Source organism: Methylobacterium sp. HMF5984, from assembly GCF_045033435.1.
Taxonomy (GTDB): domain Bacteria; phylum Pseudomonadota; class Alphaproteobacteria; order Rhizobiales; family Beijerinckiaceae; genus Methylobacterium.
Map to the genome: position 1 here is coordinate 2,614,252 of NZ_JBJFLN010000001.1, position 12,753 is coordinate 2,627,004.

At 71.9% G+C, this 12,753-nt stretch carries 15 protein-coding genes; 11 read left to right on the forward strand and 4 right to left on the reverse strand.

The window, feature by feature from the left end; all coding sequences use genetic code 11:
• Nucleotides 1-6: 6 nt before the first annotated feature.
• From hisH to coaA, 6 genes are all read left to right on the forward strand, one after another.
• A complete protein-coding gene (gene hisH, locus ACFZ8E_RS12630) occupies nt 7-669 on the forward strand; it encodes an imidazole glycerol phosphate synthase subunit HisH (protein ID WP_405042893.1) in 663 nt (220 codons plus the stop codon).
• Between the two features lie 44 nt (nt 670-713).
• Nucleotides 714-1,460: a 1-(5-phosphoribosyl)-5-[(5-phosphoribosylamino)methylideneamino]imidazole-4-carboxamide isomerase gene (gene hisA, locus ACFZ8E_RS12635; RefSeq protein WP_405042894.1), complete on the forward strand. Its 747-nt coding sequence runs from the start codon at nt 714-716 to the stop codon at nt 1,458-1,460.
• A gap of 37 nt (nt 1,461-1,497) precedes the next feature.
• Complete coding sequence (locus ACFZ8E_RS12640) at nt 1,498-1,983, forward strand: DUF29 domain-containing protein (protein ID WP_405042895.1); 486 nt, start codon at nt 1,498-1,500, stop codon at nt 1,981-1,983.
• Nucleotides 1,984-1,994: 11 nt separating this feature from the next.
• Nucleotides 1,995-2,771, forward strand: coding sequence for an imidazole glycerol phosphate synthase subunit HisF (hisF, locus tag ACFZ8E_RS12645; RefSeq protein WP_147725799.1), 777 nt, complete (start codon nt 1,995-1,997; stop codon nt 2,769-2,771).
• 191 nt (nt 2,772-2,962) lie between these two features.
• Complete coding sequence (locus tag ACFZ8E_RS12650; protein WP_147750565.1) at nt 2,963-3,286, forward strand: phosphoribosyl-ATP diphosphatase; 324 nt, start codon at nt 2,963-2,965, stop codon at nt 3,284-3,286.
• Nucleotides 3,283-4,293 carry a type I pantothenate kinase gene (gene coaA / locus ACFZ8E_RS12655; protein WP_147725797.1) on the forward strand — a complete coding sequence of 337 codons (1,011 nt, stop codon included), beginning with the start codon at nt 3,283-3,285 and terminating at the stop codon, nt 4,291-4,293. The genes ACFZ8E_RS12650 and coaA overlap by 4 nt, the downstream gene beginning before the upstream one ends.
• Before the next feature lie 8 nt (nt 4,294-4,301).
• Here coaA and thpR read toward each other — a convergent pair whose 3' ends face one another.
• Nucleotides 4,302-4,841, reverse strand: a complete 540-nt coding sequence (gene thpR / locus ACFZ8E_RS12660) for an RNA 2',3'-cyclic phosphodiesterase (protein WP_243937838.1) — start codon at nt 4,839-4,841, stop codon at nt 4,302-4,304.
• 2 nt (nt 4,842-4,843) lie between these two features.
• A complete protein-coding gene (locus tag ACFZ8E_RS12665) occupies nt 4,844-5,494 on the reverse strand; it encodes an arylesterase (protein ID WP_243935727.1) in 651 nt (216 codons plus the stop codon).
• Between the two features lie 207 nt (nt 5,495-5,701).
• Between ACFZ8E_RS12665 and ACFZ8E_RS12670 the strand changes: the two genes are divergently transcribed.
• The 3 genes from ACFZ8E_RS12670 (at nt 5,702) to ACFZ8E_RS12680 (ending at nt 10,005) form a co-directional block, all read left to right on the forward strand.
• Nucleotides 5,702-6,394 (forward strand): ABC transporter ATP-binding protein, encoded by a 693-nt coding sequence (locus ACFZ8E_RS12670; RefSeq protein ID WP_147725813.1) that lies wholly within the window; start codon nt 5,702-5,704, stop codon nt 6,392-6,394.
• A complete protein-coding gene (locus ACFZ8E_RS12675) occupies nt 6,394-8,964 on the forward strand; it encodes an ABC transporter permease (RefSeq protein WP_405042896.1) in 2,571 nt (856 codons plus the stop codon). Before ACFZ8E_RS12670 ends, ACFZ8E_RS12675 begins: the two co-directional genes overlap by 1 nt.
• A 273-nt stretch (nt 8,965-9,237) precedes the next feature.
• Complete coding sequence (locus ACFZ8E_RS12680) at nt 9,238-10,005, forward strand: Bax inhibitor-1/YccA family protein (RefSeq protein WP_147844215.1); 768 nt, start codon at nt 9,238-9,240, stop codon at nt 10,003-10,005.
• Between the two features lie 284 nt (nt 10,006-10,289).
• Here the strand turns inward: ACFZ8E_RS12680 and ACFZ8E_RS12685 are convergent, their stop codons facing one another.
• Nucleotides 10,290-10,664, reverse strand: a complete 375-nt coding sequence (locus tag ACFZ8E_RS12685; RefSeq protein WP_147727234.1) for a DUF2794 domain-containing protein — start codon at nt 10,662-10,664, stop codon at nt 10,290-10,292.
• A 414-nt stretch (nt 10,665-11,078) separates the two neighbouring features.
• Here ACFZ8E_RS12685 and bluB point away from each other — a divergent pair, with 414 nt between their 5' ends.
• Nucleotides 11,079-11,726, forward strand: a complete 648-nt coding sequence (bluB, locus tag ACFZ8E_RS12690; RefSeq protein WP_147727235.1) for a 5,6-dimethylbenzimidazole synthase — start codon at nt 11,079-11,081, stop codon at nt 11,724-11,726.
• A 173-nt stretch (nt 11,727-11,899) separates the two neighbouring features.
• Nucleotides 11,900-12,415 (forward strand): L,D-transpeptidase, encoded by a 516-nt coding sequence (locus ACFZ8E_RS12695; protein ID WP_243950436.1) that lies wholly within the window; start codon nt 11,900-11,902, stop codon nt 12,413-12,415.
• A gap of 20 nt (nt 12,416-12,435) precedes the next feature.
• On the opposite strand, the gene ACFZ8E_RS12700 is transcribed toward ACFZ8E_RS12695, so the two are convergent.
• A complete protein-coding gene (locus ACFZ8E_RS12700; RefSeq protein WP_147844212.1) occupies nt 12,436-12,744 on the reverse strand; it encodes a cupin domain-containing protein in 309 nt (102 codons plus the stop codon).
• Between the last annotated feature and the right edge of the window lie 9 nt (nt 12,745-12,753).

Genomic DNA, 12,753 nt, shown 5'->3' on the forward strand with positions numbered 1-12,753 from the left:
ACGACTGTGAGCGCCGAGACCGTCGCGATCATCGATTACGGGTCGGGCAACCTGCACTCGGCGGCCAAGGCCTTTGAGCGGGCGGCCCGCGAGGCCGGGCTGCCGGAGACCCGCATCGTCGTCACCGGCGATCCGGACGCGGTCGCGCGCGCCGACCGGATCGTGCTCCCCGGGGTCGGCGCCTACGCCGATTGCCGCCGCGGGCTCGACGCCGTCCCCGGCCTCGTGGCGGCGATGACCGATGCCGCCATCGGGTTGGGGCGTCCCTTCCTCGGCATCTGCGTCGGCATGCAGCTGATGGGAACGCGCGGCCTCGAATACGAGACCACGGAAGGCCTCGGCTGGATCTCCGGCGACGTCGGCCCGATCCGGCCGTCCGACCCCACGCTCAAGATCCCGCACATGGGCTGGAACACCCTGACGCCGTCCCGCGACCATCCGCTGCTCGACGGCATCCGCACCGGGCCGGACGGGCTGCACGCCTACTTCGTGCACAGCTTCGCCCTGAAGGCGGATCGCCCGGACGAGGTCGTCGCCGAGGCGGCCTACGGCGGTCCCGTCACCGCGATGGTGGCACGCGACAACCTCGCCGGCACCCAGTTCCACCCGGAGAAGAGCCAGCATCTCGGGCTGGCCCTGCTCGCGAACTTTCTGCGCTGGCGGCCGTAACCGCCGCGCCCTCCGTCGAACGACCAGAAGAAACGAGCGTCCGCGTGATCCTGTATCCGGCCATCGATCTCAAGGAAGGGCACTGCGTCCGCCTCGTGCAGGGCGACATGGCCCAGGCCGTGGTGTTCAACGACGACCCGGCGGCGCAGGCCCGGGCCTTCGCCGATCAGGGCTTCTCCTGGCTCCACGTGGTCGACCTCGACGGTGCCTTCGCCGGGGCGCCGATGAACGCGGCCGCCGTCGACGCGATCCTCGCCCAGGTCGACATCCCGGTGCAGCTCGGGGGCGGCATCCGCGAGATGCGCACGCTGGAGGGCTGGCTCGAGAAGGGCGTCGCCCGGGTGATCATCGGCACGGCGGCCGTGCGCGACCCGGCCTTCGTCCACGAGGCGGCGCGGCGCCATCCGGGCAGGATCGCGGTGGGCATCGACGCCAAGGACGGGCGCGTCGCGGTGGCGGGCTGGGCCGAGACCTCGAGCATGACCGCCGAGGATCTCGGCCGCCGGTTCGAGGATGCCGGCGTCTCGGCGATCATCTACACCGACATCGCCCGCGACGGCATCCTGAAGGGCCTCAACATCGAGATGACGGTGGCGCTCGCCGAAGCCGTGAGCATCCCGGTGATCGCGTCGGGCGGCCTCGCCTCGATCGAGGACGTGCACCGCCTGCTCGAGCCCGATTGCGCGATGCTGGCCGGCGCGATCACGGGGCGCGCCCTCTACGACGGCCGCATCGACCCGCGCGCGGCGCTGTTCGCGATCAGGGCGGCGCGCGGAGGCGGCGCTTCGTGATAGGCTCGCCCGGTCAAGGGTTTGCCGGGAGGCGGCGATGACGGCTTCGGCGAAGGCGGCGCGACCGGCCGAGACCGGGACGGCCTACGCGGACGACTTCTACGCCTGGACGCAGGAGCAGGGGGCACGCCTCCGGGCGGGCGACCTGGCCGGCCTCGATCGGGAGAACCTCGCCGAGGAGATCGAGAGCTTGGGTCGCAGCCAGTTCAGCAGCCTCGTCGGCGCGTGGCGCATCGTCCTGCTGCATATGCTCAAGTGGGATCACCAGCCATCGCGACGGACGCGAAGCTGGGTGATCTCGATCGCGACGCATCGGGTGGCTGCGGCCGACGAGCTGGCGGACAGTCCCGGCCTGAAGAGCCGTCGGGTGGAAGCGATGGAACGCGCCTACCGCCGCGCCCGTCTCGAAGCGGCTGACGAGACCGACCTTCCGCTGAAGACCTTTCCCGAGACCTGCCCCTACACTCACGACGAGATGCTCACGCGTCCCTTCGCGATCGACCCCGACGACACGACCGCCTGAAGGCTCCCAGCGTGCTCAAGACCCGCATCATCCCCTGCCTCGACGTCAAGGACGGCCGCGTCGTCAAGGGCGTGAAGTTCCTCGAGCTGCGCGACGCGGGCGATCCGGTCGAGGCGGCCAAGGCCTACGACGCGGCCGGGGCCGACGAGCTCTGCTTCCTCGACATCACCGCGAGCCACGAGGCGCGCGGCACCCTGCTCGACGTGGTGAGCCGCACGGCGGAGGCCTGCTTCATGCCGCTCACCGTCGGCGGCGGCGTGCGCGCGGTGGCGGACGTGCGCGCGCTGCTGCTCGCCGGCGCCGACAAGGTCGCGATCAACACCGCGGCCGTGAACGATCCCGACCTCGTCGCGCGGGCCGCCGAGAAGTTCGGCGCGCAATGCGTCGTGGTGGCGATCGACGCCAAGCGCACCTCCGCGCCGGGCGAGCCGGACGCGTGGCAGATCTTCACCCATGGCGGCCGCACCCCCACCGGCCTCGACGCGATCGCCTTCGCCCGCACGGTGGCGGCCAAGGGAGCGGGCGAATTGCTCGTCACCTCCATGGACCGGGACGGGACGCGCTCGGGCTACGACCTCGCGCTGATCCGCGCCGTCGCCGACGCGGTGACCGTGCCGGTGATCGCCTCGGGCGGCGTCGGCGGGCTCGACGACCTCGTGGCCGGCGTCGCCGAAGGCCATGCCAGCGCGGTGCTCGCGGCCTCGATCTTCCATTTCGGGGAAGCCAGCGTCGCCGAGGCCAAGGCGCACATGGCGGCGGCCGGCCTCGCGATGCGGCTGGACGCCTGACCCGAGATCGGGAAGACGCCGGGGGCCGCGGCCGGATCCGGCACCATTTTTCCGACAATTCCACCCGCCCGTCGCGCAAATGCGGGTGGCGAGGCGCTGCTGTGCCGGCTCCCGGCTTGCCCGGCGCCCGCCGTTGACGCAGGTTCCGGCGACGGCATCGTCGTTTCCGAACCCTGCCGCACGGGTCCTCTATGTCCGCCTACACCCTCGACGACCTCGCCCGCCTGGTGGCGAGCCGCGCCGGCACCGCGCCCGACCAATCGTACACGGCCAAGCTGCTCGCGGGCGGCCCGGCCAAGGCCGCCAAGAAGCTCGGCGAGGAGGCGGTGGAGGCCGCCATCGCCGCGGTGCAGGGCGACAAGGCCGGGCTGACCAACGAGGCGGCGGACGTGCTCTACCACCTCGTGGTGCTGCTGCGCGCCGGCGGCGTCGAGCTCTCCGCGGTGATGGCGGAGCTGGAGCGCCGCACGGCGCAGAGCGGCATCGCCGAGAAGGCGTCGAGGCCGCCGGCATGAAGGCGGCCGCGCTCGCCGCCGGCCAGACCCCGGTGACGGGGCAGAACCCGGTCACCGGCGACGGGTCGGAGCGGCTGTCGCCCTACCGCCTGTTCAGCCGCGAATCCTGGGCACAGCTGCGCGCCGACACGCCGCTGACGCTGACGCAGGAGGACATCGAGCGCCTGCAATCGCTGAACGACCCGATCTCGGTGGAGGAGGTGGTCGCGATCTACCTGCCGCTGTCGCGGCTGCTCGCGCTCTACGTCGCGGCGAGCCAGGGCCTGTTCAAGGCGACCCAGCGCTTCCTGATGGCCGAGCGCGAGACCAAGGCGCCCTACATCATCGGGCTCGCCGGATCGGTGGCGGTGGGCAAGTCGACCACGGCCCGCGTGCTCGCCGCGCTGCTCGCGCGCTGGCCGAACACCCCGAAGGTCGACCTCGTCACCACCGACGGGTTCCTGCTGCCGAACGCCGCGCTCGCCGCGCAGGGCATCATGGACCGGAAGGGATTTCCCGAGAGCTACGACACCGCCGCCCTGCTGCAGTTCCTGCACGACGTGAAATCGGGCCGGAAGCGCGTCACCGCTCCCCTCTACTCCCACCTCGTCTACGACCGGGTGGACGGCGAGGAGCGGGTGGTCGAGAGCCCCGACATCCTGATCGTCGAGGGCCTGAACGTGCTGCAGCCGGCCCGCCTGCCGCGCGACGGCACCGCGATCCCGTTCGTCTCCGACTTCTTCGACTTCTCGATCTACCTCGACGGGCACGAGGACGATCTGCACCGCTGGTACGTGATGCGCTTCATGCGCCTGCGGCAGACCGCGTTCCGCGACCCCCGCTCGTACTTCCGCAAGTACGCCGAGGTGCCCGAATCGGAAGCGCTCGCCATCGCCGACCGGCTGTGGACGACGATCAACCTGCCGAACCTGCGCGACAACATCCTGCCGACCCGCCAGCGCGCCAGCCTGATCCTGGCCAAGGGCGCGAGCCACCGCATCGAGAGCGTCGCGCTGCGGCGGTTGTAGGACCCCGCTCAGGCGAACGGAAACGCCGCCTCCGCGACGTAGGGCCCGCCCCCGGTCGAGTCGCGCGCCGAGTACAGCACCACCTGCGTCGCGGAAAAGCGCAGCGGCGTGAAGATCGGCGCCTGCGACAGGTACATCGCCACCGCCTCGGGCGTGGCCTCGCGGCGCAGGCGCGCCAGCGTCACGTGCGGCACGAACCTGCGCCGTTCCGGCTCGGCGCCCGCCCGGCGGATCAGGCGCTCCTGCTCGGCCTGGAGGTCCATCAGGTCGGGGGTGGCGGCGACGCTGGCGAGCAGCGCGCGCGGCTTGTCGCCGCCGAACACCGAGAGGCCGTCCAGCACCACCTCGAGCGCCGGCCGCGCCCGCATCTCCGACAGCGCCTCGACCGCGTCCTCAGCAAGCGCGACCGGCACGTCGCCGAGGAAGCGCAGGGTGACGTGGTGATCCGACGGCTCGATCCAGCGTGCGCCCTGCAGGCCGCCGCGGAACGGCGCCAGCCCGGCGGCGATCTCCGGCGGGAGGCCGAGCGCCGTGAACAGGCGCGGCATCGCTAACGAGCCCCGGCCGGGAGCCGCCCGAGGAAGGTCTCGACCGAGGGCAGGATGCCGGCCACGATCACGTCGACGCCCTTGGCGTTCGGGTGGAGCCCGTCGTCGAGGGTGTAGGCGCGGTCGCCGACCATGCCGGCCATGAAGAACGGGTACAGCACGAGGTCGTAGGTCCGGGCGAGATCCGGGTAGATCGCGTCGAAGCGCGCGACGTAGTCGGGCCCGAGGTTGGTCGAGGCCCGCATGCCGGCGAGCAGCACCGGGATGCCGCGCGCCTTCAGCCGCGTCACGATCGCCTCCAGCGCCTTCCGCGTCACGGCGGGATCGGTGCCGCGCAGCATGTCGTTGGCGCCGAGCTCCAGGATCACCCCGTCGGTGCCGTCGGGCACCGACCAGTCGACCCGGTCGAGGCCGTTGGTGGCGGTCTCGCCCGAGACGCCGGCATTGGCGACCGTCACCGTCCGGCCTTTCGCAGCGAGCGCCCGCTCCAGCACCGCCGGGAAGGCGGAGCCCGCCGGAAGGCGGTAGCCCGCGGTGAGGCTGTCGCCGAGCGCGACGAGCCGGATCGGCTTCGATTCGGGCTTCGGATCCGCCTTGGCCGGCGCGAGGCCCGCCATCGACAGGACCAGCCCCGCTGCGGCAAAGAGCGCCATCAGCGCCGCCCTGCGCCGGCCATCATGGCGTGGCTCCGTCGCGCTCGCCATATCGGGCCCGCGCGCATCGCCCGGCACGGGTCGTGCCGGAGCGCACCGAACGTTCGTCCGCCAACCGTGATCTCCGTCCCGCATGTTCGCCATCCGCCACAGATCGGCTCGACCGTGACCGCCGACAACCCCTCTTCCGGCAAGACCTCGCCTGCCATGTCCGCGTCCGGGACGCCAGCCATCGCTCTCTCTGGCATCGACCTCAGCCTCGGGCGGGGGGCCGCCCGCGTCCATGTGCTCCGCGGCATCTCGCTCGACGTCGGCCGCGGCGAGGCGGTCGGCCTCGTCGGGCCGTCGGGCTCCGGCAAGTCGACCCTGCTGATGGTGATGGCGGGCCTCGAGCGGCCCGATGCCGGCGCGATCCGGATCGAGGGCACCGACCTCGGCGCCCTCGACGAGGACGCGCTCGCGCGCTTCCGCGGCCGGCGGATCGGCATCGTGTTCCAGGCCTTCCACCTCGTCCCGACGATGACCGCCCTGGAGAACGTCGCCCTGCCGCTGGAGCTGGCCGACAAGCCGGACGCCCATGCCCGCGCCCGGCGGGAACTCGAAGCCGTCGGCCTCGGCCACCGGCTGCACCACTACCCGGCCCAGCTCTCGGGCGGCGAGCAGCAGCGCGTCGCCATCGCCCGCGCCGTCGCACCGGACCCGGCGATCCTGGTCGCCGACGAGCCGACGGGCAATCTCGACGAGGCGACCGGCCGCCAGATCGTCGACCTGCTGTTCGCGCTGAAGCGCGACCGCGGCGCGACGCTCGTCCTCGTCACCCACGATCCGGGGCTCGCCCGCCTCTGCGACCGCACCGTGCGCCTGCGCTCGGGGCGGATCGAGGAGCCGGTGGCGGCCTGATGCACGGCACCCTCTCCCAACCCCGGCCGACGCCCGCCCCGCGCCTGCCGCTGACCCTGCGCCTCGCGCTGCGCGAGCTCCGCGGGGGCTTGCGCGGCTTCGCCGTGTTCCTCGCCTGCATCGCGCTCGGCGTCGCGGCGATCGCCGGGGTCGCCTCGATCTCGCGCTCGCTGTCGGACGGGCTCGGCCGCGAGGGCAAGCGCATCCTCGGCGGCGACCTCAGCTACAGCCTGATCAACCGCGAGGCGACGGAGCCGGAGCGCGCGGTGCTCGACGCGCAGGGGCGTGTCGACGTGGTCGCCTCGCTCCGCGCCATGGCGGTGGCGGGCGAGGGCGCGGCGCTGGTCGAGCTGAAGGCGGTCGATGCCGGCTACCCGACCGCCGGAGAGCTCGTCACCGAGCCGCAGGCGCCCCTCGCCGACCTGCTGGCCGAGCGTGACGGGATCGACGGCGCGCTCGCCGACTCGGCGCTGCTGACCCGCCTCGACCTCAAGGTCGGCGACCGGATCACGCTCGCCGGCCGGCCCTTCGCCATCCGCGCGACCCTCGTCTCGGAGCCCGACAAGATCGCCGGCGGCATCGGCTTCGGGCCGCGGCTGATCGTGTCGCAGGATGCGCTGCGCCGCACCGGCCTGGTCCAGCCCGGAAGCCTCAACCGCTGGAGCTACCGGCTGCTGCTGCCCGGCGCCGACGATGCGGGCCTCGACGCCGCCGCCGCCCGGATCGCGGCGGCCGCTCCGCAGGCCGGCTGGGAGATGCGGGCGCGCACCAACGCCGACCCGCGGTTCTCCAAGAGCATCGAGCGCTTCACCCAGTTCCTGACGCTGGTCGGCCTCACCGCGCTGATCGTCGGCGGGGTCGGCGTCGCCAACGCCGTCAACGCCTTCGTCGAGCGCAAGCGCCCCTCGATCGCGACCCTGAAGAGCGTCGGTGCGCCGGGCTCGAAGGTCGTCGCCCTGTACCTGACGCAGGTGATGCTGATCGCCGGGCTCGGCACGGCGATCGGGCTCACTGTGGGCGCCGCGCTGCCCTTCGCCCTCGACGCGCTGTTCCGGGACAGCCTGCCCCTGCCGCTGAACCCGACGCTGGCGCCCCTCGAGCTGCTCCAGGCGGCGGCCTACGGGCTCCTCACGGCCCTGGCCTTCGCGATCACGCCCCTGGGGCGCGCCCACGACGTCCCGGTCTCGGGGCTGTTTCGCGACGCCGTCGACCCGGCAGCCAGCGGCATCCGCCCGCGCTACCGGGCGATCCTGGCGCTGGCGCTCGCCGCCCTGGTGGGGCTCGCCGTCGGCACCGCCTTCGACCGGCGCGTGGCGCTGATCTTCATCGCCGCCGCCGGCCTCGCCTTCGGCCTGCTGCGGCTGGTCGCGGTCGGCGTGATGGCGCTCGCCCGCCGGCTGCCGCATCCGCGGCGGGCCGCGCCGCGGATGGCCTTGGCCAACCTCTACCGCCCCGGCGCCCTGACGCCGGCCATCGTCCTCTCCCTCGGCCTCGGCGTGACCCTGCTGGTGACCCTGAGCCTGATCGACGTGAACGTGCGCCGCACCATCTCGGCGACCCTTCCGGCGCGCGCGCCGAACCTGTTCTTCCTGGACATCCCGGCCGCCGATTCGGGCGCCTTCCACGACTTCCTCGCGCGCCAGGCGCCCAGCGCCAAGATCGAGCGGGTGCCGATGATGCGCGGCCGCATCGTGGCGCTGGACGACGTCCCGGCCGAGAAGATCCGCCCGCCGGAGGACGCCGCCTGGGTGCTCGACGGCGACCGGGGCATCACCTACGCCGAGGACGTGCCCGAGGGCTCGACGCTCACCGCAGGCACGTGGTGGAACGCGGAGCAAGCCAGGACGCCGCTGGTCTCGTTCGAGGCGGATCTCGCGAAAAACCTCGGCCTCAAGGTCGGCAGCCGCGTCACCGTCAACGTGCTCGGGCGGAACCTCACCGCCACCATCGCCAACCTGCGCAAGGTCGAGTGGCGCAACCTCGGCATCAACTTCGTGATGGTGTTCTCCCCCGGCACCTTCCGCGGCGCGCCGCACTCGGACCTGGCGACGCTCACCCTGCCCGGGGGCACCGACGGCGCGGTCGAGAACCGGATCCTGCGCGACGTCGCCAAGGCGTTCCCCTCCGTCACCAGCGTGCGGGTGAAGGACGCCCTCGATGCCGTCGGCGACCTCGTCGGCCGGCTGGTGCTGGCGATCCGCGGCGCGAGCGCGGTGGCGGTGCTGGCGAGCCTGTTCGTGCTGGCCGGCGCCATCGCCGCGGGGCACCGGGCGCGCCTCTACGACGCCGTGGTGCTGAAGGTGCTCGGCGCGACCCGCGGACGGCTGCTGGCCGCCTACGGCCTCGAATACGGGGCGCTCGGCCTCGTCACCGCCCTGTTCGGGCTGCTCGCCGGCACGCTCGCCGGCTGGGTGATCGTCACCCGGGTGATGCGCCTCGACTTCGCCCTCGACCTGTCGGGGGCGCTGGCGGCGGCCGCGGCCGCGGTGGTGCTCGCCGTGGTGCTGGGGCTCGCCGGGACTTGGCGCATCCTCGGCCAGAAGCCGGCACCGTACCTGCGGCAGGCGTGACCCTTGCGTATCCCCCGTGTGAGCTTGCCGCGATCGTGAACGACGGCATCGGGAGCCGTCGGCGAAGTAGCAGCGAACTTTAATCCCAGACTTCGTGAACAAATTTCACCCGCGGGGATTCATCGAAAGCGCTTTTTCAAGCTCTGCCGGGCTCTTGTGCGGGGCGGCCGAAAGCAACATATTCCGACACGAGGCGCTCGATGGCGCCAGAGGTCCCCTGCGTGGGCCTCGTCTCAAACACCACGCACGAGCGAGCCTTCCGAGGTCACTCCCATGGCATTCGACAACTCTCCCTTCCGCTACGGCGCCCAGGCGCCGTCGCAGGCCGGCACCCAGGTCGCGTTCGACCAGGGCCTGCGGACCTTCATGCTCGGCGTCTACAACAACATGGTCGTCGGGCTCGGCATCTCCGGCCTCGTCGCGCTCGGCCTCAACATGGCTGCCACCACCGCGACTGCGACCGGCCGCCTCGCCCTGACCCCGTTCGGCCAGACGCTCTACAACAGCCCGCTCAAGTGGGTTCTGATGTTCGCCCCGCTCGCCTTCATCCTGGTCTTCTCGATGCGGATGGACCGGATGTCGGCCTCGTCGGCGCGGACGATGTTCTTCGCCTTCGCGGCGGTGATGGGCGCCTCGATGTCGACGCTGCTGCTGGTGTTCACCGGCGCCAGCGTGGTGCGGGTGTTCTTCATCACCTCGGCGACCTTCGGCGCGCTGAGCCTCTACGGCTACACCACCAAGCGCAGCCTTTCGGGGATGGGCTCGTTCCTGATGATGGGCCTGATCGGCATCATCATCGCCTCGATCGTCAACATCTTCCTGGCCTCGTCGGCGCTGCAGTTCGCCGTCTCGGTGCTCGGCGTGCTGATCTTCGCGGGGCTCACCGCCTACGACACCCAGAAGCTGAAGGAGATGTATCTCTCCAGCGGCTTCGACGGCGAAGCGGCGGCCAAGATGTCGGTCAACGGCGCGCTGACGCTGTACCTCGACTTCATCAACATGTTCCAGTTCCTGCTCTCGCTCCTCGGCGACCGCCGCTGAGCGAAGACGGACCGGACGAACGAAGAAGGCCCCGGCGGAAACGCCGGGGCCTTCTTCGTTCCGGGGGAGCTACGCTTACGCCGCGCCACTTCCCCCAGCGGGCAATGTCCGCCCTGCGCAGCCCCGGGATGACGGGGAGGGTCCGGAAAAGGAATCTGAAGATGTGCGAGGCCGATCGCCTGCTCGGGGGAAGGGCCCCCGCGCCGCGATCCGGGCGCGCAGCGAGCGTACCATCGGCCAAGACGGCACCGGACGAAGGATCGCCGCGCAAAAATCCGAACGCTTCACACGGCCCGCAGGGGCTTCTCCAGCACCGCGAGCACGCGGGCGAGGTCGGTGCCGCGCTTGAGCACCACGCCGGTCGCGGCGACCACGGCGTAGGCGCCCTGGCGGCGCGCGAGCTTCGGGTCCTTCTCGATCCGGTAGAGCGGCATCTCGGAGGTGCGGCGGTAGATCGAGAACACCGCCTTGTCGCGGCGGAAGTCGAGGGCGTAGTCGCGCCACTCCCCCTCCGCGACTCGGCGGCCGTAGAGGTTGAAGATCGTGCGCAGCTCGTGCCGATCGAACGCGATCTGCGGGGCGGTGGATGGGCTCGGGAAGGGGACCACGCGGGCCGTCGAATCGTCTGTCCGGATCTCGCCGCTCGTCCGCTCGGTCATCGTTCCTCCGCCGTCGGCCTGCCGCCGTCGTCTTGCCGTCAGCCGCTGAGGATGGGCCTCGGGTGGCCGGCCCGCAAGAGTCCCGCGGCGGCGATCCGATTCGTTGCGGACGGGACACGCCCAAGAAACAAATGCCGCGCTTTCGCCCCGATCACGCCTTTCCCGAGCCGCGTTGCGGCGCGACAACGAAGGCCGAACCCTCGTCGGGTCGTGCCCGTCGACGCCCGAATCCCGAGCTCCCCAGCCCTCGGGCGTCACCGGATCCCACGACGCGACATCCCAGAGGTTTCGAGACCCAAGGACTTCAGGCCGCCCGCGAGGGCGGCCTTTTTTTGTGCCCGCCCGGCCCGTTCGATCTCCCCGGGGCCCACGGGCAGCGGGAAGGCGCAAAACCCGCTATGAGGCGGACCGACCATGACCGACCCCCGCCCGCCCCGCTTCGACGACGACTTCCGGCAGGCGCTCGACGACCTGTTCGCGTGGCGCCGCGACGTGCGCCGCTTCCGGCCCGACCCGGTGGACGAGGCCCTGCTCCGCCAGAGCCTGGCGGCGGCCCATCGCAGCCCTTCCGTCGGCAACAGCCAGCCGTGGCGCTTCGTGCGCGTCGCCGACCCCGAGCGCCGCGCCGGCGTGGTCGCGAGCTTCGAGCGCTGCAACGCCGATGCGGCCCTGCGCTACGCCGACGCCCGCCAGGCGCAGTATCGCGCCCTGAAGCTCGCGGGCCTGCGCGAAGCGCCGGTGCACCTGGCCGTCTTCTGCGACGAGGCGACCGAGGCGGGCCACGGCCTCGGTCGCGCGACCATGCCGGAGATGCTGCGCTACTCCGTGGTCGGCGCCGTGCAGACCTTCTGGCTCGCCGCCCGCGCCCGCGGCCTCGGCACCGGATGGGTCTCGATCCTCGAGCCGGCGCGCATCGCGGCGCTGCTGGACGTGCCGGGCAGCTGGCACCTCGTCGCCTACCTCTGCGTCGGCTGGCCCGTCGAGGAGCATGCCGACCCCGAGCTCGTCCGCCACGGCTGGCAGGCCCAGGACGCGACGGCGCTGGATCTGATCGAGCGGTAAAGCAGGTCTTTCGACGGACGATCGCCTTTATCACGATGAAGCCCGGCGCTTTTTACCGTCTTCCCCGAAGACGGTGAGCAAGCCCGCAGTCGTCGCAGGATGAGCTGGAACGCCGAGCTTGGCCGTGGATTATTGCTGCAGCGAACGGTCACGCTTTGCAGGAAGATCCCAAGATGTCGGTCAGGAAGTACGTGTCCACGAGCCTCGGCGGCGCGCTGCTGGCCGGTCTCGTCGCGGGGGCGCCGGCCCTGGCACGCGAGGTGGTGCCGTTCTCGGACGGGGTGATGCCGGGCTCGGTGGTGATCAGCGTCTCGCAGCGCCGGCTCTACCTCGTGAACGGCGACGGAACCGCGATCCGATACCCCGTCGCGGTCGGCAAGCCGGGCAAGCAGTGGTTCGGCACCAAGTCGATCGACGGCAAGTACGTGCAGCCGGCGTGGTCGCCGCCGAGCGAGGTCAAGCGCGACAACCCGCGCCTGCCGAACCTGATCGCCGGCGGCTCGCCGCACAACCCGATGGGCGCCGCCGCGATGACGCTGTCGGGCGGCGAATACGCCATCCACGGCACCAACCGCCCGAGCTCGGTCGGCACCTGGGCCTCCTACGGCTGCATCCGGATGTACAACCAGGACGTGGTCGACCTTTACGACCGCGTCTCGGTCGGCACCCCGGTCTACGTGACGCGCTGAACGCCCCGGAACCCGCGGGATCAGGCGGCGGGCGGGGCCGTCGCCTCGATCGCCGTGAAGGTCTCCAGGATGTGGTAGGTGTGCGCGATGCCGGCCGGCACGCAGTAGGAATCGCCGGGCTCCAGCGCGACCGTCCGGTCCTCGAGCACCAGCTTGGCCCGGCCGGCGATCACGTAGCCCACGGTCTCGTGCTCCGAGGTGGTGCTCGGCTTGTCGTCGGTCGGCGGCTCGTCGCGCCACATCCGCATGGCGACCAGCGCGCCCTTCGCGAGCGCGATCTCGCCGTCGGCGCCGCTCGGCGCATCCTTGCTCGATACCTTGGTCGTCATCGGGTCCCT

Coding starts and splice junctions, on each gene's coding strand:
- bluB (WP_147727235.1), top strand. CDS start 11,079: ATGACCGACCCCCGCCCGCCCCGCTTCGACGACGACTTCCGGCAGGCG.
- ACFZ8E_RS12670 (WP_147725813.1), top strand. CDS start 5,702: ATGTCCGCGTCCGGGACGCCAGCCATCGCTCTCTCTGGCATCGACCTC.
- ACFZ8E_RS12685 (WP_147727234.1), bottom strand. CDS start 10,664: ATGACCGAGCGGACGAGCGGCGAGATCCGGACAGACGATTCGACGGCC.
- ACFZ8E_RS12640 (WP_405042895.1), top strand. CDS start 1,498: ATGACGGCTTCGGCGAAGGCGGCGCGACCGGCCGAGACCGGGACGGCC.
- ACFZ8E_RS12680 (WP_147844215.1), top strand. CDS start 9,238: ATGGCATTCGACAACTCTCCCTTCCGCTACGGCGCCCAGGCGCCGTCG.
- ACFZ8E_RS12675 (WP_405042896.1), top strand. CDS start 6,394: ATGCACGGCACCCTCTCCCAACCCCGGCCGACGCCCGCCCCGCGCCTG.
- ACFZ8E_RS12665 (WP_243935727.1), bottom strand. CDS start 5,494: ATGGCGCTCTTTGCCGCAGCGGGGCTGGTCCTGTCGATGGCGGGCCTC.
- ACFZ8E_RS12700 (WP_147844212.1), bottom strand. CDS start 12,744: ATGACGACCAAGGTATCGAGCAAGGATGCGCCGAGCGGCGCCGACGGC.
- ACFZ8E_RS12695 (WP_243950436.1), top strand. CDS start 11,900: ATGTCGGTCAGGAAGTACGTGTCCACGAGCCTCGGCGGCGCGCTGCTG.
- ACFZ8E_RS12650 (WP_147750565.1), top strand. CDS start 2,963: ATGTCCGCCTACACCCTCGACGACCTCGCCCGCCTGGTGGCGAGCCGC.
- thpR (WP_243937838.1), bottom strand. CDS start 4,841: ATGCCGCGCCTGTTCACGGCGCTCGGCCTCCCGCCGGAGATCGCCGCC.
- coaA (WP_147725797.1), top strand. CDS start 3,283: ATGAAGGCGGCCGCGCTCGCCGCCGGCCAGACCCCGGTGACGGGGCAG.